Here is a 22,661-nt window from a genome sequence, read left to right on the forward strand (position 1 = left end):
TCTCATTCGTGTAACAGGCAACAAACAACCTATAAAGATCTAAACTGCCTCTGAGGCCATTTTGATCTGATAAAATTCTCCTTGTTTCTTCACTAACTCGTCATATGTCCCCATCTCCACACACTGACCATTTTTCATCACGACAATACGGTCTGCGTCTCGTATCGTAGATAGTCGATGCGCAACAATAAAAGTTGTTTTTCCTTTAATTAATTGATGCATAGCATCTTGAATCAATTTCTCTGATACATTATCCAAAGCAGAAGTAGCTTCATCTAAAATAACCATTTGCGGTTTTCGAATAAATGCTCTCGCAATAGCAATCCGCTGTCTTTGACCTCCTGACATACGGTCACCATGTTCTCCAATTTTTGTTTCCAAACCATCCGGTAATTCATCGATAATATCCTGTAAATTAGCCATTTTAACCGCTTGCTGTACTTCTTCTTCTGTAACCTCTGCTAAACCATATGTGATATTATCACGAATCGATCCCGAGAAGAGAATTGTATTCTGCGGCACTACCGCTATTTTTTTCCGGAAACTTCGCATACTCAAATCATCCATAGGTACCTCATCTATTAAAATTCTTCCATTGCTAGGCCGGTAAAACCCTGTTACTAGGTTCAAAATAGTAGATTTACCTGCTCCAGATTCACCAACAAAAGCAATGGTTTCACCAGGTTTTACATCTAGCTGAAAGTCTGTTAATACATGTTTTTCTGAATCACGATACTTAAAGTAAACACGGTCAAAATCCACTTTACCATCTAATTTTTTCAGCTTTGTTTTCCCTTGGTATTCTTGCGTTTCCTTTGCAAAAAGGATTTCTGAGATCGAATGAACTGACTCATAGCCTTTTGCTAACTGAGGATAAATATTAATCACTCCAGAGATAGACATTAAAATTTGCGTGAAATACGTCTGATATAACACCACATCCCCAATTGGTATTTTTCCTTGATATGCAAGATACACAGTAAAAAGTAAACATAAGACTTGAAATAGTTGAAATGCCACCCAGTTACTTGCACCAAAGAATGCCTCGGTAATATCTAAGCGATAGCCCTTCCCACGAACATTGTGTAATAAAGAATCTACTTTATTAATCTCTACTTTCTCTAATCCATGTGCTCTTGTTACCGGGATCATTTCTACTGTTTCTGCAACTTGACCTGACATCTCTTCTACTTGTTGCCGAAATTCTCGATTTCGTTTCGTTAACTTCCCACGGAAAAAATAAACAATTAAAATCGAAATTGGAATCGCAACCAAAAAGAAAGATGTTACTGTCCAACTTCTATTTGCGGTTACCGCAATTGCCACAATCACATTCATAATTGCCGGCAAAACGCCCATCATCGTCTGCTTGGACATAATTTCGATCATCTCAACGTCTCGCAACACTTTCGCCTGTAACTTCCCTGACCTTAATTCACTATGAAATGAAATGGAGAGATGTTGTAATTTTCGGATTAACGTACTTCTCAAACCAGCCTCTACATGTCGAATAGCCTTACTCATAAAACTAATATGTAATATTTGACTAGGTAAATTTTGAATGATGACAATCGTTAATACAATGATATTCATCCATAAATAGCGCACGTCATAAGTACTTGGATCAGATGCAAAATTGATTAGATTAGCTGTTACAATAGGCAGAATCCAAACAGGTGAATGTTTTAGTAAAAAGAATATAAACGAAACAAATAATTTCAGATAATGACCTCGATACATGACATGTAACGTTCGAAACAGTCGACCTTTTATATCTTGTTGTTCTTCAAATCGTTTCTCGAAGTCTAAAGAAATACCATTCTGGTTAGACACTTTATCCCTCCTGTATATTTATATCATTTAATAACTTAATCCATTAAGTAATATACTAAAACTTTTTCCTGTTAATTGTCTAGGTATTTAACTTATTATATATTTATACTTTGACAACACCCTATATGTTTAATATATTTAAGTAAGTAAACGTTAACTTTCTATTAACAAAAAGGAGGAATTATAATGCCTATTCAAGTGAACGAAGAACAATTAGAATTTCATTTGTATAACGACAATGTCAGTTATATATTCCGTGTCTTAGAAAAAAGCCACCAACTTGAACATTTATACTATGGTAAGCGAATTCATCATCGAAAATCATTTGCTCATTTAATTGAACGGGAAATCCGACCATCCACAAATATGTTTGAAGGTGACCATACATCCTCAATGGAACATATTAAACAAGAGTATCCTAGTTACGGATCAACAGACTTCCGGTACCCTGCTCATACTATTTTAAGACAAGACGGCAGTCATATTACCGACTTCACGTACGATAGCTTTCGAGTAATCAACGGAAAAAAGCCATTAACTGACTTACCCGCTACCTACGTGGAAAATGAGGATGAAGCAGATACACTTGAAATCGAATTAGTAGATGACATATTACAATGTCGACTAATTCTCTCATACACCATCTACCAAAACCGAAATGTGATTACACGACATGCTAAATTTATAAATGAAGGACTAGAAAGCTATTATCTGGATCAGGCAATGAGTATGAATATCGATTTACCTGATGATCAATTTGATATGTTGCATTTACAAGGAGCCTGGGCAAGAGAAGGACATGTAGAAACGAAACGATTATCGAAAGGTATTCAATCTATCTATTCAAATCGTGGTGGAAGCAGCCATGTTTTTAATCCTTTCTTTGCATTGAAACGATGGAACACTGATGAAAATCAAGGGGAAGTGTATGGTTTTAGCCTTGTCTACAGTGGGAATTTCTTAGCACAAATAGAAGTGGATACATACAACGTGAGCCGAGTTAACATGGGAATAAACCCCTATCGTTTTAAATGGAAATTAGCAAGTGGTGGAAGTTTCCAAACGCCTGAATGTGTAATGGTTTATTCTGATCAAGGACTGAATGGCATGAGCCAAACCTTCCACAAGCTATATCGTGAACGTTTAGTCAGAGGGTATTGGCGAGATAAAGTTCGCCCTATTTTAATTAATAATTGGGAAGCAACTTATTTCGATTTTAATGAAGAAAAAGTATTAAACATTGCCAAAACAGCACAAGAATTAGGCATCGAATTATTTGTCTTAGACGATGGCTGGTTCGGAAAACGTGATGATGACACAAGTTCACTCGGTGATTGGTTTGAATATGAAGAAAAATTACCCAATGGTATTGATGGTTTGAGTGAAAAAGTAGAAGCGTTAGATATGCGATTTGGTCTTTGGTTCGAGCCAGAAATGGTATGTAAAGACACCAAACTTTTTGAAAAACACCCTGACTGGATTATTTCTACACCGGAACGCAGAGCTTCACATGGCCGTAATCAATTTGTATTAGATTTTACTCGCACTGAGGTAGTTGATTATATTTTTGATTTAATGGATAAAATTATTTCTAAATCGAATATATCCTATATTAAGTGGGACATGAATCGTCATATTACCGAAGCCTTTTCCCAAAACTTACCCGCCGATCAACAAGGTGAAGTGTTTCACCGCTATATTTTAGGTGTGTATGATTTATATGAGCGTCTTATCAAGAAATATCCTGAAATCCTCTTTGAATCATGTGCTGGTGGTGGTGCCAGATTCGATCCAGGCATGTTATATTACGCACCACAAACATGGACAAGTGATGATACCGACGCAGTCGAACGTTTAAAAATTCAATACGGAACATCGATGGTCTATCCGTTAAGTGCGATCGGAAGTCACGTTTCTGCCATTCCCAATCACCAAGTCGGGCGTCTTGCTTCGCTTGATACTCGAGCAGCGGTAGCCTATTTTGGTACATTTGGCTATGAGTTGGATATTACGCAACTTACAGAAGAAGAAAAGCAAAAAGTCAAAGAACAAGTTGCTTTCTTTAAAGAGAAAAGATCCTTAATAAGAGATGGTGAATTCTATCGACTATCCAGCCCATTTGAATATAATGAAACAACATGGATGGTGGTAAATGAAGAAAAATCAGAAGCAATCGTTGGTTATTACAAAGTACTAGCAAAACCGAATGAGGCATACAATCGGATTAAATTAACTGGACTTGATCCAGAAAAACTGTATGAAATAAATGGAGAAAACTCGTATTATGGCAGTGAACTGATGAATGTAGGCATTGTCCTTGCTGGCAATTTCATTGATCGTGCTGATGAGTATTGGGGACAGGAACATCCTGGGGATTATCAATCACGATTGTTTATATTAAAGGCATTGTCATAAATAGAAATTTCAATTATTAACATCATTAAAAAGCTCAGAGATTATTTATCTCTAAGCTTTTTAATGATGTATCCTTTATCTTTAAATAATACATATATCAAGTATCCAAAATACCCACCTAACGTATTCAATAAAATATCATCTACATCAAAAACGCCTAATTGAGTGATAAGTTGCATTGTTTCAATAGTAAAACTAAATAGCACTATAATAACAGTTGTTAAAAACCATCTTGTTAACTTAGTAGATAGGAGTGGAAGTAGCATTCCCATTGGAACAAATAATAAGATATTACCAAAAGTATTATAAAACCAAGTATCTTGTTTATAGCTATTAAAATTAAATAGGTAGGTCACAATAGTAGTAAACGGTAGGATATTATGCTGTACTCCTGTATATCCACTTCTAAAACCCTCAAGGATAAAGTAAGTACTATCACTTACAAAATTCACAAAAAACACGAGAGAAAGATAAACAAAAAATAGAATAATAACAATCCTTTTTAATTTCAAATTAACAACTAATACCTTCAATAACATCCCCCATCATACAAGAGGATATGTCCAAGCTATGTTAATTATTCGGTGATTGATATTAACATAAAATACCAAGTTATTTTTAAATACAACAATTATAATTGGAATATAGCGAATACATATTTTTTTCTTTTCTTACTCATAATAAGAGTATCTATTTTAAAGGAGGAATGAAAGTGGCAAAGCAACATAACAAGCCCAATCCAGATGATCGCTCAGATAATGTTGAAAAATTACAACACAAGGTACAAGATACAATAGAAAATATTGAAGAGGCACATGATACAATGCAATATGCTTCACCCGAAGAAAAAGAAAAAATCACAGAAAAAAATCGTCGTAGAGAAGAAGCAATTTCAGGAATGCGATCAGAAATAAAAGATGAAGCTCACGATCAACAATAGAGAGTATAATATAAACTGTGTAAGCGAGAGTGCGTACGGCACTTACTGCACAGTTTATTTTTTATTGTTAAAATATAAGGTTTTCATTCTAGGTAAAAGTATTAGATAAAATCTTTATACGTTGATATTAACATAATTTTTCGACCTTTTAAGAAAATAATAGACGATCGCCTTGTTTAACTCCTAAACCCCGTTAACCTAATAAAATCTACTTAATCAGCTTTTTCAATATGTTCTAATTCTTTTGAATGAGAATGTGACCATTTATATTCAACATTATATTCTTCTCCGACTTCAACTAATTGCCATACGTTACTATTAATTGATATTTCAATTCCTTCAATGTTAATAATGTATTCAGTATTTTCACCGTTTACCTTTTTATATTTTTCAACTACTTCCGCATTTGTCAACTCTTCTTCGTGTATGATTGTCCATATTCCTATAAGAACAAATAACCCGAAGCAAACAATAGATATTAAGACATTTTTTAATACTGCTATTGTCGTTACAGGTGGTTTCTTCTTATTAATTAACACTTCTGAAATTTCTGGTTTTAATTCACTCATTCCACACCTCTTTTTATACTGTTGTGAAGATAAGAAAAATCGAAATAATTGCTATGAAAATCAACCCGCCTACAACAATAAATTTACCAAGGTCACTTTTGAAAAATAAATAAACAAATCCCACGTAAATAATAGTAGATAGTGAAAAAAATAGGATTCCAGATTTACATTCCTCGGTAGTATAATGACTCAAAATGAAATGTATAATTATTACAATGTATGATATAGAAGCAATCAGGTAGTGTAACTTTTTTGTTTCCACCTAAACCCTCCCTTTAGACTCTTCTATATTACATACGGTTTAAGTAATTTAATGTTTCAAAAATAGTGTTGAACTTCAAGCTTTGTCGCTAACGGCTTTGCCACTTTAATTAAACAATACAAGGCTACCCATAGTAGTCCATAATTAAATATTTTACTCTGGAACATAAACAATATATCGAAAGTTCTCAAGTGCTTTCGCAGAACTATCTGATCCTCTATGATAGTGATTGTAGAAGCTATAAGGAAATTTAAATACATGACCATAATCCCAGTCATCTTCAGAAAAGTCCGCCTGCCAATACTTTCCTTCTATCGGCTGCCACAAGGAACGTTCTGCTTTTGCTAAAGGCAATCGATCAACAGGTGATCTTAACTTAGGAAGTTTGTCATGAGTTAAATGTTGGCTAACTCTTAATGCTTTTACTAATTGAAATACAGCAGGTAGTCCTCTCTGGAAATATTCCGAATAACCAAGATCATATAAAACATTAAGGCTATGTGAAAAAGTAAGTAAATGACCAATAAGGTCGTGATGTGCTTCCGCTCTGTAGATAGTAGAGAATGAAGCTACTTCATTTAAAATCACGTCAGACAACTGGGTGGGATTTGAAATGGATGGAAATTCTCCCATCTCCTCTATTATAAAGTCCCTTACATCTCTAGCTGAATAGCCGAGCCATGATCTACCTGGAATCGTTTTTTCAAATGCAGAAATTAAGTTACAAATGCCCTCAATCTCTTCATCATTTCCCCAACCATCAAGCTCACGCATAGCGAGTATACTTTGTGCTGCATAAATGACATTATGACCAACCCAGTGAAGACTATCAATAGACCGATCAAGACTTTGCATTATCTTTTGTTCTGCAGCTTCCGTTCTGATTGTCTCATAATTAGTAGCAATACTAGGCAACATATTTTTTCCAGCCATTACTTTCGCTTCCAATTGAATCTTGTTCATAGTTTCAGCTGATAAATCATTCTCTTTCACAAAAAAATAAGCCGCTATAGATGCTGCTCCAAAATGAGCGTGCCATATATCCCCTGTTTCCCTTTTACATGAAGCGATGATAGATAAACCATTTTTTAATAGCTCATTTTCCATAGATTTAATTCCTTTCTTTTTTAGATCTCCTCTTAGCTTCACTATTCTCAGAAAATGATTTCTTCGTTTCTTGAATAAACTCTTTTACCCGTTAGTTCAATATCTTGATGTTTTCATACTAACATATTTCAAAACTCAAATATTTAGTGTCAAATAATAATATGCACTTTACAATAGTGTGCGACATACACTATAATGAATGAAGGAGTTGATAATATGAATGACGCTAAAGAATATATGAATAAATTAATGCAAGAACTGCGGCGTGGGACGATTACGATTGGCGTGTTGAGTCAACTATCAGAGGCTCAATATGGATATTCACTTGTTACCAGTCTCGGAGAAAAAGGGATTCATGTAGAACCAGGCACACTGTATCCACTGTTAAGAAGACTAGAAAAACAAGGATTACTTGCTAGTAAGTGGGATACAAATGAAGCAAGACCACGTAAATATTACTTATTAAGTGAGACAGGAAAAGAAGTGTATGAACTGCTGATTGTTGAATGGCAACATATTGTACAAAACATGAGTAATGTTATTGACGTTCAAGGAGGAGATAAAGATGGAGATGATTGATCGTTATATTTATGCAGTAACACAGAAGCTACCACAATCACAGAGGGAGGATATTGCAGATGAACTTCACAGTCTAATAGAGGATATGTTGGATGAACGAGTGCAAGGCAAGAATATTACCAATAAAGAAGTGGAAGAAGTATTAATGGAACTGGGAAACCCAAAGCTTTTGGCTCAGAAATATAGAGGAACTAAAAAATATCTAATTGGACCAGATTTTTTTGATTCCTACCTGATAGTATTAAAAATCGCATTAATTTCAACCTTTACTGCCATATTTCTTAACTTCATTATTCATTGTGTTATAAATCCAGTTTCTATTCTTGATCATTTCACTGAATTTATTGTTGGACTTGTTACCGCTCTTCCAGCAGCTTTTGGTTGGACCACATTCGGATTTGCGATTCCGGACTATTTTGGTGAAATTAAATCAAAAAATTTAGAAATAGGAATGGAATGGAAGCCATCGGATTTACCTCCTATTCCAGATAAAAAAAGACAAATCAAGTATTGTGATTCCATACTAGGTATTGCTTTTTATACCTTATTTATCATCATATTTGTTTTTTCCAATGAATATTTGGGAATCTGGATTTTTCATGATGAATTCTCTGGTGTCGTTCCTTTTTTAAATAGAGAAACGTTTAGTTCTTCCTTATTATTCATTATCCTTATTTTGGGCATTGGTATAATAAAAGAATGTTTAAAGCTCGTATATGGAAAGTGGACATATAAGTTAGTCACTTATACAGCGTTAGTCAATTTAGTTTCGATTATAGCAGTATTTATTATGATTAATGGAAATGCCTTCTGGAATCCAGATTTTCTTCTTGAGCTTACTCAAGCTGGATTAGTTACTGAAAACAGTGATGCATATAGAACAGTGAGTATAATATGGAATCAATCTACATTATGGATTCTAGTTCTCCTAGTTATAGGATTAATTTGGGATGTAATTGATGGCTTGATTAAGGCAAACAAAAAGTAAAAAAATACAGCATTATTGATCGTGATTAACATCCATCAATAATGCTTTTTATTTTAGTCGATTCAATAAGAGTCCAATTCTGAACATTATTGTAATCTCTCTAATATTAAATAATCTTTTGTTTTTGATATAGGTATTCCATATTTGTTAGCAAAATCAATTAAATCAATATAAATGCTTTTGGGATAGAATTCAATAATTCTAAAATTAAATGCTTTTTTATTTTTTACAATCACAAATTTTTTCCCCCAGCCAGCACGCTTAAACTTCATAGCGAGAATTTGACTATGAGGAATCTCTCTTTTATATATTGTTAAGCTAAAAACAAGTATCTTATAAGTCAAAGAACCACCTGTTATTTTTAAATTAAATTTCATAAAGATTGTAGCAAGAATTACTACAGAAAAAGGTATTAGAAAGTAATACATTTCTGGGGTATGTCTCACCAAAATCATTAAAAAGATGGTCAATGAGAAGTTAAATAACTGAACTATCCTGGATGGTACTGCTTCATAAAACATTTCTTTAACCTCCATTTGACTTTTCAGATCAAAGTTGTTAAACATCAATACTAGCATAATATCTCCTCGCACCATTTTAACATAATATTCCAACATTTTTCTTTCATAAAGTTAAGGAAAAGTCTCATTATAGGAGATCAGAAATATTAGCCGCGAATTTATCATAATTTTTCAATAAAGCTCCACTCAATACGATTATATTTGTCGTTTCTCACACTTTTTGTTGACAAATCTTCAGCCTCTTTCATAAGATTTGTCTGTTATCACATTTTTTGTGACAAATCTCCAGCCTCTCTCATGAGATTTGTCCGTTATCTCATTTTTTGTGACAAATCTCCAGCCTCTTTCATGAGATTTGTCTGTTATCTCTCTTTTTATGACAAATCCTTGCATCTCATCAACCTCTAAGAAAAGCTTAATGCGCCCATCTAGAAATATAGCGACTTCAGAAATCACGGGGAGATGCTGACTTTCACCCAAGGGCAAAGGACGATTTGTGAAACTGCCTAGTTTCTGGGCGTTCGAAGCTAGACACTCGCGCAAATTTTATGCTTTTTTGTCTGACAAAAAAGACGATCAGTTGACGATCGTCTTTTTAAACATTTTACTTATTTACTCGAAATTATTGTTAATGAGATTTAATAAAAGTCTTTCCTTTAAACCATACCCAGATTGCGATAGACATCCCCATCACTCCTGATGCAAGTAAAATTAATTGGATATCGATTCCTGCTGAGACTAACGCACTTACTACCCCATATGCAATAGGATCAAATCCGTTCATGGCCAAGAATATAATGCTCATTACCCTTCCCATTATTCGGTTCTCTGTATTTTCCTGAGCTGCCGTAAAAAATGGGACGAACACAAATGCAATAGAAAATCCAATGAGGAACAAAATGGCTGTCAGGATCATTAAATTAGTAGCAAAGCTAAAAATAATTAATGATGCCAATGAAGCGAAAAGTCCCATCAGAGACGTAAATCCTTTACGCTTTACTTTAACAAAACTCATAATAAGCGTTCCAATTACCATGCCAATTCCTAAGCTGACCTCCATAAAACTTAAATTGATTGGCGTTCCTCCAAGAAGATCAACTAACAGTGGCATTGCGATTTGTAATCCTCCAAATATAAAGAAATTTAATGTGATCAACACAATTATCCCTGTCAGTAAAAACTGAGAAGATTTCATATAGGCTATACCTTCACGAAAATCCTCTAATGTGCTCTGATCGCCCTTATGCTCGACTGGTCCTTCCTTAATAAAAGGCGGGAAAACAACAAGAGCAGATAGCAGAACCAAAATGGTTGCAACCAAGTAGCTTGTCGATATTTCACTTGTTTCCATTATAACTCCCGCAAGGATTGGTCCAATAATAAAAGATATTTGATCAATACCTTGAAAATAAGCATTAGCTTGCTGTAATTGTGACTTTTCAACTACTTTGGGTATCAGTGATGAACTGGCTGGACCAAAGAATGCATCTAACATCCCAAAGACACCTGTCATAATAAATAACCAAGTCAATGTCATCGAATCACTTGCCACCAACCAAAAAATACAAAATAAAACAAATGCTTGAATCAAGTTAGTACTAAACATAATAGTCGTTTTTTTGTACTTATCAGCTAAAACCCCACCGAATGTTATCAAGATTAACCGCGGAACGGTTGCTGTAATTAAAGCGATCCCTAAGACCCCAGGTGAACCAATTACGTTGATAATATACCAGGTAGTCGTTGTCAGGAACATACTAAAGCCAACAATTGCAAAAATTCCTGCAATTAACAGTAACATATATGTTCGATTACGAAATATAGATTGTTTCATTATTTTTCTCCTTATTCCTTATTGCAAACAATACATAAATCTTACAAAAATTGAAAATATCATTGCTTACAAAACCATCTTATGGTATATAGTTACTATATAGTCAAGAGTGGAGGATTAAAAATGAATGATAATAACATAAAACATTTCACAACAGGTGAATTCGCAAAACTTTGTAAAGTAAACAAACAGACACTTTTTTATTACGATCAAATCGGACTTTTATCCCCCGTATTTAAAACTGAAAAAGGATACCGCTTTTATTCCATTCACCAATTAGAGCTATTTAATGTCATTGCTCTACTAAAGGATCTTGGCATGTCTTTGAATGATATTCGACAATATGTAGAGAATAAATCGCCTGAAGGGTTTTTATCGATCATGTATCATCAGAAAGAAAAGATTATGAAACAGCGTATGGAGATTGAAATGAAGGAGAAAATGATTGATGCACAAATTGAGTTAATGAATAATGCAGCAAATCTTGACTTTGATCAAGTTACAGTCGAACGATTACCTGAACAAACTTTTTATTTAAGTAAAAATATCGAAAATATTACTGATGAAGTTTTTTTTGAAGTGTTATCAGACTTTCTAGATGAATTGTACAAATTACATATTGATACAGGACATCCTATAGGTGGTTTAACAAAACGTGAGCAAATGTTGAAAGGTGAATTCACCAATTACAGTTATTTATATATTAAGCAACCACATCCAAAGGAGGATAATCCCCATTTCACAACAGTGCAAGGTGACTTTTTAATAGGCTATCATGTAGGAGAAGCTAAAGAAATACCTCATACATATGAACGGCTTTTATTAGAATTGGATCAGTTAAATTTAGATATTGGTGAATATGCACTTGAAGAATATATTTATGACACAGTGGTAAAAGACAATGAAGAACAATATGTCACGAAGATAATGATTCATGTCAAACATAAACAGGGATAACAGAAGTAAATAAAAAATACCTCAGCTGGCTTACCCATTTAAAAGGAAAGCTAACAAAATCGCCTCAAAGATCTTGTTAGCCTTTTTACATAATAAATAATATAGCTCTTACTTATTATGAATTACTTTTAAACCTTGGAAATCCAATCAAAATCGCGACAATGCCACAAATACCAAGTAAGATCGGATAGAAGGAATATGGCATGATACTTAATGGAGATATTGACGCAAGACCCGCAACGGCTAGCATCTGGCCTCCATATGGCACGACACCCTGCCAGCACGCAGCAAAAACATCAAGGATACTGGCTGACTTTCTCGGATCAACTTGATATTCACTAGCAATATTTTTAGCTAACGGACCAGTCATAATGATCGAGATCGTGTTATTGGCTGTACTGATATCTGCGATGCTGACAAGTCCAGCGATACCGAATTCAGCACCTTTTTTCGATTTAATCCGACTTGTAACAAAGTTTAATAGATAATCGATTCCACCATTGTACTGGATAATGCCAATCATTCCACCGATAAACAAGGCAACAATCGCGATGTCTTCCATATTGATAATCCCCTGAGAAGCAGCCTGAATTAAACTTGTTCCCGTATAGGATCCATCGATTAAGCCAATTACGCCAGCGAAAATGATTCCGCCAGTTAATACTATCAGCACATTCACTCCTAAGATCGCCACTATTAGTACAGTAAGGTATGGTAATACTTTTACAATATTATACGAATATTCCTCCAGTACATTGACATGGCTAGCTGACGTAATAATCCATAAAATAATGGCAGTAACGATCGCACCAGGAAGTACAATAAAAAAGTTCGTTTTAAACTTATCACTCATCGACGTATTTTGTGTTCGTGCAGAGGCAATGGTTGTATCAGAAATCATCGACAGGTTATCACCAAACATTGCCCCACCAATAACTGTTGCCATTGCTAACGCCATTGGAATATCTGTTTGTTCCGCAATTCCTATGCCAATGGGTGCAAGTGCTACTACTGTACCCATGGAAGTTCCCATCGTAATGGAAATAAAACAACCAATAAGAAACAGTCCTACCATCAATAGACTAGCAGGAAGAAGTGAAAGCCCAAGGTTTACTGTTGCATCAACAGCACCCATTCCCTTTGCAACTTCTGAGAAAGCCCCTGCCAACACAAAAATAATAACCATTAAAATAATATTTTCATGCCCAACGCCTTTCGTAAACACTTCTATTTTTTTTGATAATTTTTCTTTATGATTCATTGCAATGGCTACCGCTGAAGCGATGATAACTGCGACATTAATAGGCATATTGGAAAAATCTTGTGTAACAATTCCTGTCCCGATAAATAATAAAACAAATATAAGTAATGGTAATAGTGCGAATGCATTACCTTTTGATTGTTGTGTCATTCTTAATCCCCCTAAAAATTAGTGCATGGTCATGCCGCCAGTAACATTGATGGCTTGACCTGTCATATAATCTGTAAATGTGGAAGCAAGGAAAATGACGACATATGCGACATCTTCTGGTGTTCCGGTTCTGCCAAGTGGCACTTGTGAAAAATCCTCTTCCTTAATAGCTTCTTCATCCAACCCTCTTAATTTTCCACCAATAGCTCGTTCCCTATGTTTCATGCTTGTTTCTACAATTCCTGGACAAACAGCATTGACGTTAATCTGGTCTTGTGCAAGCTCCAATGCCATCACTTTGGTCAATCCAATTACTGCATGTTTGGAAGCAACATAACTGCCCATTAAGCGATAACCATTTTTGCCAGCTTGTGAAGCTATATTAATAATTTTCCCGCCATCACCCTGATTCTTCATTTTTTTTACAACGGCCTGACTGCATAATTGGACACCTTTCACATTTACCTCCATGGTCTTGTCCCAATCTTCTTCTTTGATGTCGACAAAATAGTCCATTGTAGAAATTCCAGCATTATTTACTAAAATATCAACTTTGCCAAAATATGAAATTACCTGTTCAACCATCTTTTCCACATCGTTTTTATCAGTGACGTCCGCCTGAATAAATAGCAAATCGTCTTCATTGTTTTGGTGATTCTTATGAACATCAACAACTGCAACTTTTGCCTTTGAGTATCGTAAAGCATCAGCAATAGACTTACCGATTCCATTTGCACCGCCTGTTACTATTGCAACTTTTTCTGTAAGATCCATGGTAAGCATGGGGAAACCTCCTTTTAAAATAAAAAAAACCACTTCCGGGTAAGAAGAGGCCAATAGATTATTTATTCTCTCTTCTTATCTGTTAGCTACACACTACTGGAATTGGCACATTGCTCATTGGAGCTGTTGCCGAGGATTCATAGGGCCAGTCCCTCCACCTCTCTGGATAAGAATATTATTCGATTATGAAATACTTATTAATTTACATTTTGAAGACGATAAAGTCAAGTAGTTTGATTGGAATTGTTTATCCAGAATTGATAGAGAATTTGTAGATTGCCCTCTCTCACCTATATTACAAGCTGTTTAAAAGATTTAATCTATCATTTTCCTTAACTTATTAGTAGCTTCAGAAGAAACTGAATAAATATTATTCTCATTACCTACATAGATAAATAGACTTTCTTCACCTTCATCTCCTAATATAAGATGTAGGCCGTGAGTGGCATCATTTTCATAACGCACTAATATATCATAGGTTGGTGTTTCATATGTTGCATCTTGATTTGTAACCTCTGTATTTTTAAAAATCTCTTCAAATTCCGCTATAATTTCATCTTGGTTAAAAGAAGCAAAGTAGTTTTCATTAAGCCCCCCGTAACCTTTAGATTCAGAAATTGATATACTCGATACGTTATCTAACAACATCATTTCTTTACTTTGAGATTGACAACCAATTAAGGTTAAAGCAGAAAAAAATAAAAGTAATAATAAAAATATATTTCTCATGTAATTCTCCTCTACATAATTACTTTTTCAAGATTCGCATTCATTAAACTAGTTATTAGGTTAAGAGTTGAAAATTAAGTTTAAATAATCTCCTTTACCTTTTGAATAAACCCCAAAAAGTATCTTTAATTATATGAATTAACCTAATTAACTCATACCGATAAAAAACTGTTAACAAAAAGACAAATTAGTGGGGTTAATATAAATAACAAAAATAAGCCCGTAAACATATATTTTATGTATTGATTTCTATTAACACCTTCTCTTAATTCCCAAAGACCTAAAGACTACAACACTCCTGGTCTTAATTTATCTTTTAATTTTCAATAAGTCTAACTATCGAGATAATTCTTGTTGTCTAGTACTTACTCTCGCATACCCATAAATATATTGACTCAACAAAATACTATCCTTTCATTGAAATTATATCATTAAGGTTTGTAATTGAAACATAGATTTTGTTGAGACATTTCTTGATATGGATTCGACATAAAAATTAGATTTTTGAATTTGTCTCAAAAACAATCGTTTTTAATACCTGTCTAACCTAATACTTGAAACTACATATTTCGCCTTTCTTGACTTTTTTTGTTGCAAATACATCAAAAATAAGTTAAATTTAAATAGCGGATTTTTGTTGCGTTTGCAACAAAAATCCGCTAAGGAGGTAATTATGGAGGATATACTACGTGAAATTGGAATGATTGCTAGGGCATTAGATTCCATAAGCAATATAGAATTTAAGGAATATGACCTTACAAAAGGACAATATTTGTACCTAGTACGAATATATGAAAACCCAGGAATCATTCAAGAAAAGTTAGCTGGGATGATAAAAGTAGATCGAACAACAGCAGCTCGTGCTATAAAAAACCTTGAAATGAATGGCTTTATTAAAAAGAAAGAAGATCAACATAACAAAAAAATAAAAAAACTCTTTCCAACAGAGAAAGGGGAAAATGTATATCCTTTTATAAAAAGAGAAAATGAATATTCCAATACCGTTGCATTGCAAAGATTTTCAGAAAAAGAAGTAGAAACTATTTCCAATCTCCTTCAAAGAGCAAGAAAGAATATAGAAAAAGACTGGGAATTTGTAAAAAAGGGAAACAAGAGAAATTATTAATTATATTAAGGAAAGGAGTACTAAATAAAATGACAGTAAATATAAAAAAGTGTGCCCTTGAGGACTTGCAAATACTTCAAGAAATAAGTATTGAAACATTCAAGGATACATTTCAAGATCAAAATTCACCTAAAAATATGAAAGACTACCTAGAAAGTGCATTTAGCTTAAAACAATTAGAAAAAGAATTATCCAATAATTTTTCGCAATTCTTTTTTGCTTATTTTAATGGTGAAGTGGCTGGATATTTAAAGGTCAAAACCAATGATGCGCAGTCTGAAGAAATGGGTGATGAATCACTTGAAATGGAGAGGATTTATATAAAAAACAAATTTCAAAAACATGGTCTAGGTAAATATCTGCTAAATAAAGCTATGGAAATTGCGATGGAACGTAATAAAAAGAAAATCTGGTTAGGTGTGTGGGAAAAAAATGAAAATGCTATTGCTTTTTATAAAAAAATGGGTTTTGTTAAAACTGGAGCCCACTCTTTTTATATGGGTAATGAAGAGCAAACAGACTTTATAATGATCAAAACATTGAAATGATTTTTGGAAAAGGGGGACTATCATGTATATTCCTAAGCATTTTAAAGTTACAGACTTTGATGAAATCAGAGAATTTATTAAGGATAACTCGTTTGGAACCATTGTAACCACAAAGCAAGGTAAGCCGATTGCTACTCATTTGCCCTTGGAGTTACATAAAAAAGGAGATGATTACTTTATAACTGGACATATGGCTTATGCAAATCCTCAGTGGGAAATGTTCAAGGGTCATAATGAAAACATCCTTGTTATGTATCAAGGTCCTCATGCTTATATTTCATCATCTTGGTATAAGTCTGAAAATGTATCAACGTGGAATTATCAATCAGTTCATGTTTACGGAACAGCTAGTATTATGAGTGAACAAGAATTGCAAGAAGATCTTAAACTACTATTACAAAAATATGAACAACATCGTAAAAATCCAGCTTTATGGGAAAATCTCTCTCCACAAACAAAAAAACAAATTAAGGGGATTGTAGGATTCAAAATAAAAATACAAGAAATCCAAGCTGCTTATAAACTAAGTCAAAATCGAAATGAAGACGACTATCACTACATCATTGATAAACTATACAAGGAAAAAGATCTAAATTCTAAGGCATTAGCAGAAGTGATGAAAAACAAAGAGTGATTTGGTTGATTTCCATATAAATTAGCCAAATGGAAATGGGGGATAAATATGTGTAAAATCGGTAAATCCTTTATGATATATTTCATTGGGATTTTTGTATTAACATTAGGAATTACTCTCACCATTCAATCACAATTAGGCACCTCACCATTTGATGCTTTACTAGTTGGTTTATATCGCACGTTTGGATTAACTATAGGTAGTTGGGAAATTATTGTTGGGGCTGCTATGGTTTTACTTAATGCAGTAGCTCTAAAAGTAAAACCTGAATTTTTAGCTATATTAACTTCCCTTATTACAGGGATTGGCATTGATACATGGCTTTTGTTATTAGGAGAATGGTTAATACCTGATCATTTAATAGAGCAAGTTATATTAGTATTACTTGGTATTCTTTTTAGCGGAATAGGTATTGCGATTTATTTAGAATCAAACTTTGCACCAAATCCTATAGACCGTTCGATGGTTATTTTGACAGATAAAACAAATTGGTCTTTTAGTAAGTCGCGAGCGATCCTTAGTATTGTATTAGTAATTATTGCTTTCTTTTTCAATGGTGCTATTGGTATTGGAACGTTGCTAAATGCATTAATAACAGGGATTATTATCCAATGGATACGCCCATATGTGTTGGTCATTCTTTATAAAAGACCTATACAAAATGCAAGTAACAGTTAATAATTCTAATCACACAAATTCCATAAGACATATCCATAACGAAATCATCCTTCTTTGACTAGACAAGCGTTATTCTGTCCTTCTTTATCGTAAGTGGTTTAAAAAGCATGTATTGATTATGTATTAATAAGATGCTTTCGTTTTCCACGAATGCAGACTAGAATCGGGCAATCATTACTACGATTGATCCTTTTATTCCAAAATAAGAGATAGGTTTGATAATAGATAATTAATCCTAATTTTAGATTAAAATTAGGATCAATACTATTCTTCAGTTATCTTATTGGAAGCATACAAATAGCAATATTAATTATTTTCATAGAAAGGATTGATACAATATTGAATTAAGACATTTAGAGTATTTTTTAATGGTTAGTAAAGAACTACATTTTACAAAAGCAGCAGAAAAATTAAGAATTTCCCAACCAACTTTAAGCCATCAAATTAAAATGTTTGAACAAGAGATAGGTTACCCCCTTCTTAATCGTATTGGTAAGAAGATTGAACTTACGAAGGTGGGAGAAATTGTACAACATGAGGCTTTAAATATTCAAAATTCCTTACAGAGTATCTCTTCTCAAATTAAAGCAGTTAAAAAAGTAGAAATTGGTGAATTGAAAATTGCTGTGTTACCAGGAGAAATAACTGACTTGGTATCGACTTTGTGCATTAAATTTAACCAATTATATCCAAACATAAATGTCTTTATTCAAAGCACTGATCAAGTGGAAAAGGCTATTTTAGAGAATCAAGCTGATTTTGGTATTGGTTTTGAATTCAATCGCTATAATATGTTGCATATGACGAAGTTATATGATGAAGAGTTTTACCTGATAAGTAATCAAAGTAATGGAGAGCAGAAGGTTTCGTGTTCTGCTGCTTTAGACAGTTCTCTTATTTTATTTCCCAATATGCATCAATGCAGAAAAATGCTTGATAAAATGAGTATTGAGGTTGGCAGACAGTTAGAACCTATTGTTGAAACGTCTAGCATTGAATCAATCTTGAAGCTTGTCCGAAATGGAGTTGGATCTAGTGTTGTTTCACGTACATTATATGAATTTTTTGACACAGAGGATTTATTTTTTCAACGTATTGAAAAACCATTTTTGACAAGAGCAGTTTATCTTGGGATGAAAAAGAATAGTTTTATCAATTATCCAGCACGTAAGTTTATTAAGTTATTAGTAGATGAAATCGAAAGACTAGGTTTTGACACAGAAAAAGATGCAATAGCTTCTTTACAAAGTTCTATATTATAGTTTTTATCTATTATTATCATAGAAATGATTGTATTGATGAATAACAATATACTCCTTACAATGAAAACAAGGTCATGAAGATGAGATTATCAAATTGCAAAGGAGATTTTAAATTATGATTCAAGAAGTAGCAGGTATAAAAGTTCCAGATTCTCAATTAGCGAAAGATGCAGCCGATATTTTACGAGAGCATGGGAATGACCTATTGTGGAATCATTCCAATCGTGTATTTTTATTTGGCGCGGCAATCGGAAAAAAAGCGAAGCAGAATTATGATTTGGAGTTATTATATGTCAGTGCTTTATTCCATGATTTAGGATTAACTAAAAAGTACAGTAGTGCCGATTTACGATTTGAGGTGGACGGTGCAAATGCAGCAAGAAGTTTCCTTCAGCAGTATCAAATTCCAGATGAAACCACTCAACTTGTATGGGATACGATTGCACTACATACAACACCGGGGGTAGCAGAACATAAACAGTCTGAAGTAGCATTACTCTTTCATGGTGTTGGTTTAGATGTGATGGGAGATGGCTTTGAAAAATTCCCCGACGACTTACGTGAAGAAATTATAAAAGCATTCCCACGTAACAATTTCAAAAAGGAAATTATTCCAACTTTTTATGAGGGCTTTAAGCATAAGCCAGAAACTACTTTTGGCAATATGAAAGAAGATATTATTGAGTATTTTAGACCGGAATACAAAAATAAAAATTTTTGTAATTGTATTTTGCATTCACCATGGATAGAATAAGGAACAAAAAATAGTCAAACTTTCTTATAAAATAATCATTAAATTTAACACAAGTAGAGCATGTTTTGATTAATTATTTTTCAAGACATGCTCTTTTCTTTTGTTCGTTTATCAAGGTTAACAACATTATTTCAATTAAATTTTATTTCAAAGTTACAAATTCGCCATTTTTCTAGATGATCCGGATTAATTCATAAATGATGGAATGTATTCCCGGCTAATCTTATGAATATGTCATTCAGTTGAGGAAATAGTAAATCAAGAGCGCAACAACAATATTAGGTACTCCAATCAGAGCTGAACGAAAAGTAACGCTATTTCGAATACGTCTATCATCATCAGACTCTGTTGCATAATTGGCTCTCATTCGATCTCCACTTACCATTGCACCTGAAAATACCATTGAAATTCCAATGAATAGGAATCCAATACCAGCAGTAATGACATAAGCGTTTTCGATTCCCCACACAATTAAAGATATTAAAACACCTATTACAGATAAAATAATTCCTATTAAAAAATACTTCAAAGTTATCTCCCCTTAACTTATTTATACGGCTAAATATTACATCAGTTTCATCCATTGAACAAAACTTCGCAACTTCATACTAACATAATATCCCAAATGTATTATTAATTTTTTCCAAAAAGATGGCCAATGTGAATGTCGTCTTTTTGAACTCTCAAAAAACCAATAGTTGTTTTAGATGATGAACAGATACCGAGTGTTTTTTAATAAACTGTTTATCGATTCAATTTTAAAAGTGAGATTTATCCAGGAAATCAAAGATATATTTGCCGATATTTTGTTGGTGTCATGCCCTCATTTTCTAAGAAAAGTTTATTAAAATAGCTAGGATTAGGGTATCCTGATTTCTCGGCAATTTCTTTGACCGTAAGATTTTTTTCTTCTAATAGTAGTTGTTTACTCCATTGCAGACGACATAATGTTATAAAAGCCATTGGGGTCATCTGTGTGACACGTTTAAATAATCGACAGAAATAATAAGTGCTTACACCAGTTTCCTTTGCCCAATATTCTAGGTCAAATGGTTCTGGAGCTTTTTCTTTCATTTTCGGTAATAGTGATTGGATCCGCAAATCTAATTCTTGCTTGGAATGGGATTCTCTTGGCACGGCAATGTTTGTAAAAGTGGACAAAAAAGAATAGGTAAGTGTAGATAATTGTGTTAATTGTAAAAAACTATTTTCCTCTGCTTCCTGTAATAATTGCTCATGCATTTTCTCCAATTTTGCTAAATTTGGCAATCTCCACAAGGTAAACCTTCCATATCCAATCTCTGATAAAAAGGTGTGTAAGGTACTTCCATAAAAATGGATCCATCTAATACTCCAAGGATTCTCCGTACTACTATAATACCTTTGTTCTTGTTGTGGGAAATAAAGAAAAGCGTCCCCTTTTTGCAAAGTATATTGCTTTCCATCCACTTCTACAAAACCAGTTCCCGACAAGACAAAGTGAATACTAAAATTATCTAAGGAACCTGCTTCACGATATACTTCATGATCAGCCGCTAACCCATACCAACCGACTGATTCGGGAAGGATCATGTATTCATGTTTTTTTAATGTTGGTAATAGAGACTGACGGTACATTTCTTCACATCCTCAAGGACAATATTGTGTTATCTTATAGCAAAAAGCTTCTATTTTAATATTAATACGAATCGATTATAATAACAATAAAGTTATAGAAGGAGGTTAAAGGATGTCAATTAAATGGGGAATTATAAGCACAGCGAATATCGCTCAAAAAGCGGTTATTCCTGGAATAAAAGAATCAAACACAGGTGAAGTACTTGCCATTGCTAGTCGCAATTTAGACAATGCGAAAGAAACAGCGAAGGAATTAGAGATTCCAGTTGCATACGGGAGCTATGAAGAATTATTAGCTGATTCTGATATTGATGCCGTTTACATCCCGTTACCGAATCATTTACATAAAGAATGGTCGATTAAAGCAATGGAAGCAGGAAAACATGTGCTCTGTGAGAAACCCATCGCTTTAAATGCCAGTGAAACTCAAGAAATGGATGAAGCAAGTAAAAAAGCTGGAGTTGTTTTGGTAGAAGCCTTTATGTATCGATATCATCCAAGATATCAAATGATTCAGGAATTAATTCAATCAGGAGAAATTGGAGAAATACGCGGAATTCATGGAGCGTTTACCTTCAACAATGCATCAGCGAAAGAAAATGTGCGTTATAAAAAAGAGTGGGGTGGTGGCTCCTTATATGATGTAGGGGTTTATCCAATAAGTGCTGCCAGAATGATCTTAAAAGAAGAACCACAGGCTGCAACTGTTCATGCTTTCTTTTCAAAGGAACATGATCAAGTGGATATGATGTCATCAGGAATATTGGAATTTGATCATGGTGTTGCCCTCACTTTTGATTGTGGAATGTGGGCAGACTTCCGTAATCGACTAGAGATTTTAGGGACAGAAGGTAGAATCGAAGTTCCGTCTGCTTTTGTTGTTAGTCAAAATGAACAGGATCATTTTTATGTTCACACTAGTAAAGGAACAAAAGAGGTAGAGGTTCCATACGTAAATCAATATGCCCTACAAGCAGACGCGATTGGGCAAAGCATTCAAAAGGGTGAGACATTACCTTTTCCTGCTAAAGATGCCATTTTGAACATGAAGGTATTAGATGCATGTCTTACTTCCGCTGAAGAAAGAAGACGTGTAGAAATTAAGGGAGGATGA

23 protein-coding genes and 1 riboswitch are annotated in these 22,661 nt (G+C 33.8%); of the genes, 12 read left to right on the forward strand and 11 right to left on the reverse strand.

What is annotated here, in order from left to right; all coding sequences use genetic code 11:
• Positions 1-39: 39 nt before the first annotated feature.
• On the reverse strand, positions 40-1,833 hold the full coding sequence (locus BM121_RS04145; RefSeq protein ID WP_091481550.1) for an ABC transporter ATP-binding protein: 1,794 nt from the start codon (positions 1,831-1,833) through the stop codon (positions 40-42).
• 186 nt (positions 1,834-2,019) lie between these two features.
• Here BM121_RS04145 and BM121_RS04150 point away from each other — a divergent pair, with 186 nt between their 5' ends.
• Positions 2,020-4,248: an alpha-galactosidase gene (locus tag BM121_RS04150; RefSeq protein ID WP_091481552.1), complete on the forward strand. Its 2,229-nt coding sequence runs from the start codon at positions 2,020-2,022 to the stop codon at positions 4,246-4,248.
• 41 nt (positions 4,249-4,289) lie between these two features.
• On the opposite strand, the gene BM121_RS04155 is transcribed toward BM121_RS04150, so the two are convergent.
• On the reverse strand, positions 4,290-4,781 hold the full coding sequence (locus tag BM121_RS04155; protein ID WP_175495319.1) for a VanZ family protein: 492 nt from the start codon (positions 4,779-4,781) through the stop codon (positions 4,290-4,292).
• A 173-nt stretch (positions 4,782-4,954) separates the two neighbouring features.
• Between BM121_RS04155 and tlp the strand changes: the two genes are divergently transcribed.
• Entirely contained in the window at positions 4,955-5,188 is a 234-nt protein-coding gene (tlp, locus tag BM121_RS04160) for a small acid-soluble spore protein Tlp (protein WP_091481557.1), read from the forward strand.
• A gap of 212 nt (positions 5,189-5,400) precedes the next feature.
• Here the strand turns inward: tlp and BM121_RS04165 are convergent, their stop codons facing one another.
• A complete protein-coding gene (locus BM121_RS04165) occupies positions 5,401-5,757 on the reverse strand; it encodes a hypothetical protein (RefSeq protein ID WP_091481560.1) in 357 nt (118 codons plus the stop codon).
• 415 nt (positions 5,758-6,172) lie between these two features.
• Entirely contained in the window at positions 6,173-7,126 is a 954-nt protein-coding gene (locus tag BM121_RS04175) for a hypothetical protein (protein ID WP_091481566.1), read from the reverse strand.
• A 216-nt stretch (positions 7,127-7,342) separates the two neighbouring features.
• Between BM121_RS04175 and BM121_RS04180 the strand changes: the two genes are divergently transcribed.
• Both BM121_RS04180 and BM121_RS04185 read left to right on the forward strand, forming a co-directional pair.
• Positions 7,343-7,705, forward strand: coding sequence for a PadR family transcriptional regulator (locus BM121_RS04180; RefSeq protein ID WP_091481568.1), 363 nt, complete (start codon positions 7,343-7,345; stop codon positions 7,703-7,705).
• A complete protein-coding gene (locus BM121_RS04185; protein ID WP_091481570.1) occupies positions 7,692-8,693 on the forward strand; it encodes an HAAS signaling domain-containing protein in 1,002 nt (333 codons plus the stop codon). Before BM121_RS04180 ends, BM121_RS04185 begins: the two co-directional genes overlap by 14 nt.
• An 86-nt stretch (positions 8,694-8,779) precedes the next feature.
• On the opposite strand, the gene BM121_RS04190 is transcribed toward BM121_RS04185, so the two are convergent.
• Together BM121_RS04190 and BM121_RS04200 are read right to left on the reverse strand one after the other, a co-directional pair.
• Complete coding sequence (locus tag BM121_RS04190; protein WP_139220245.1) at positions 8,780-9,214, reverse strand: hypothetical protein; 435 nt, start codon at positions 9,212-9,214, stop codon at positions 8,780-8,782.
• A 628-nt stretch (positions 9,215-9,842) separates the two neighbouring features.
• Positions 9,843-11,048, reverse strand: coding sequence for an MFS transporter (locus BM121_RS04200; protein WP_175495320.1), 1,206 nt, complete (start codon positions 11,046-11,048; stop codon positions 9,843-9,845).
• Positions 11,049-11,171: 123 nt separating this feature from the next.
• Between BM121_RS04200 and BM121_RS04205 the strand changes: the two genes are divergently transcribed.
• Positions 11,172-12,005, forward strand: a complete 834-nt coding sequence (locus BM121_RS04205) for a MerR family transcriptional regulator (RefSeq protein WP_091481579.1) — start codon at positions 11,172-11,174, stop codon at positions 12,003-12,005.
• Positions 12,006-12,120: 115 nt separating this feature from the next.
• On the opposite strand, the gene BM121_RS04210 is transcribed toward BM121_RS04205, so the two are convergent.
• The 3 genes from BM121_RS04210 to BM121_RS04220 all read right to left on the reverse strand — a co-directional run bounded on the left by BM121_RS04210 (position 12,121) and on the right by BM121_RS04220 (position 14,928).
• Positions 12,121-13,416 carry a Na+/H+ antiporter NhaC family protein gene (locus tag BM121_RS04210; protein ID WP_091481582.1) on the reverse strand — a complete coding sequence of 432 codons (1,296 nt, stop codon included), beginning with the start codon at positions 13,414-13,416 and terminating at the stop codon, positions 12,121-12,123.
• An 18-nt stretch (positions 13,417-13,434) separates the two neighbouring features.
• Positions 13,435-14,199 (reverse strand): SDR family NAD(P)-dependent oxidoreductase, encoded by a 765-nt coding sequence (locus tag BM121_RS04215; protein ID WP_091481584.1) that lies wholly within the window; start codon positions 14,197-14,199, stop codon positions 13,435-13,437.
• A 72-nt stretch (positions 14,200-14,271) separates the two neighbouring features.
• Positions 14,272-14,372: riboswitch (SAM riboswitch) on the reverse strand.
• Positions 14,373-14,514: 142 nt separating this feature from the next.
• Positions 14,515-14,928, reverse strand: coding sequence for a YhfM domain-containing protein (locus BM121_RS04220; RefSeq protein WP_091481587.1), 414 nt, complete (start codon positions 14,926-14,928; stop codon positions 14,515-14,517).
• Positions 14,929-15,601: 673 nt separating this feature from the next.
• Here BM121_RS04220 and BM121_RS04225 point away from each other — a divergent pair.
• The 6 genes from BM121_RS04225 to BM121_RS04250 all read left to right on the forward strand — a co-directional run bounded on the left by BM121_RS04225 (position 15,602) and on the right by BM121_RS04250 (position 19,930).
• Positions 15,602-16,054 carry a MarR family winged helix-turn-helix transcriptional regulator gene (locus tag BM121_RS04225; RefSeq protein WP_091481590.1) on the forward strand — a complete coding sequence of 151 codons (453 nt, stop codon included), beginning with the start codon at positions 15,602-15,604 and terminating at the stop codon, positions 16,052-16,054.
• Between the two features lie 29 nt (positions 16,055-16,083).
• Positions 16,084-16,602 carry a spermidine/spermine N(1)-acetyltransferase gene (paiA, locus tag BM121_RS04230; RefSeq protein WP_091481593.1) on the forward strand — a complete coding sequence of 173 codons (519 nt, stop codon included), beginning with the start codon at positions 16,084-16,086 and terminating at the stop codon, positions 16,600-16,602.
• A gap of 22 nt (positions 16,603-16,624) precedes the next feature.
• On the forward strand, positions 16,625-17,236 hold the full coding sequence (locus BM121_RS04235) for an FMN-binding negative transcriptional regulator (protein WP_091481597.1): 612 nt from the start codon (positions 16,625-16,627) through the stop codon (positions 17,234-17,236).
• Between the two features lie 48 nt (positions 17,237-17,284).
• Positions 17,285-17,914, forward strand: coding sequence for a YczE/YyaS/YitT family protein (locus BM121_RS04240; protein ID WP_091481600.1), 630 nt, complete (start codon positions 17,285-17,287; stop codon positions 17,912-17,914).
• 338 nt (positions 17,915-18,252) lie between these two features.
• On the forward strand, positions 18,253-19,176 hold the full coding sequence (locus BM121_RS04245; RefSeq protein ID WP_281244812.1) for a LysR family transcriptional regulator: 924 nt from the start codon (positions 18,253-18,255) through the stop codon (positions 19,174-19,176).
• A gap of 115 nt (positions 19,177-19,291) precedes the next feature.
• On the forward strand, positions 19,292-19,930 hold the full coding sequence (locus tag BM121_RS04250) for an HD domain-containing protein (protein WP_091481605.1): 639 nt from the start codon (positions 19,292-19,294) through the stop codon (positions 19,928-19,930).
• Positions 19,931-20,168: 238 nt separating this feature from the next.
• Here the strand turns inward: BM121_RS04250 and BM121_RS04255 are convergent, their stop codons facing one another.
• Both BM121_RS04255 and BM121_RS04260 read right to left on the reverse strand, forming a co-directional pair.
• Positions 20,169-20,459 (reverse strand): DUF5316 domain-containing protein, encoded by a 291-nt coding sequence (locus BM121_RS04255; RefSeq protein ID WP_091481608.1) that lies wholly within the window; start codon positions 20,457-20,459, stop codon positions 20,169-20,171.
• Positions 20,460-20,713: 254 nt separating this feature from the next.
• Entirely contained in the window at positions 20,714-21,547 is an 834-nt protein-coding gene (locus BM121_RS04260) for an AraC family transcriptional regulator (RefSeq protein ID WP_091481610.1), read from the reverse strand.
• Between the two features lie 112 nt (positions 21,548-21,659).
• On the opposite strand from BM121_RS04260, the gene BM121_RS04265 reads away from it, so the two are divergent.
• Positions 21,660-22,661: a Gfo/Idh/MocA family protein gene (locus BM121_RS04265; RefSeq protein ID WP_091481613.1), complete on the forward strand. Its 1,002-nt coding sequence runs from the start codon at positions 21,660-21,662 to the stop codon at positions 22,659-22,661.

It is taken from the genome of Gracilibacillus orientalis (genome assembly GCF_900114645.1).
GTDB lineage: Bacteria > Bacillota > Bacilli > Bacillales > Amphibacillaceae > Gracilibacillus > Gracilibacillus orientalis.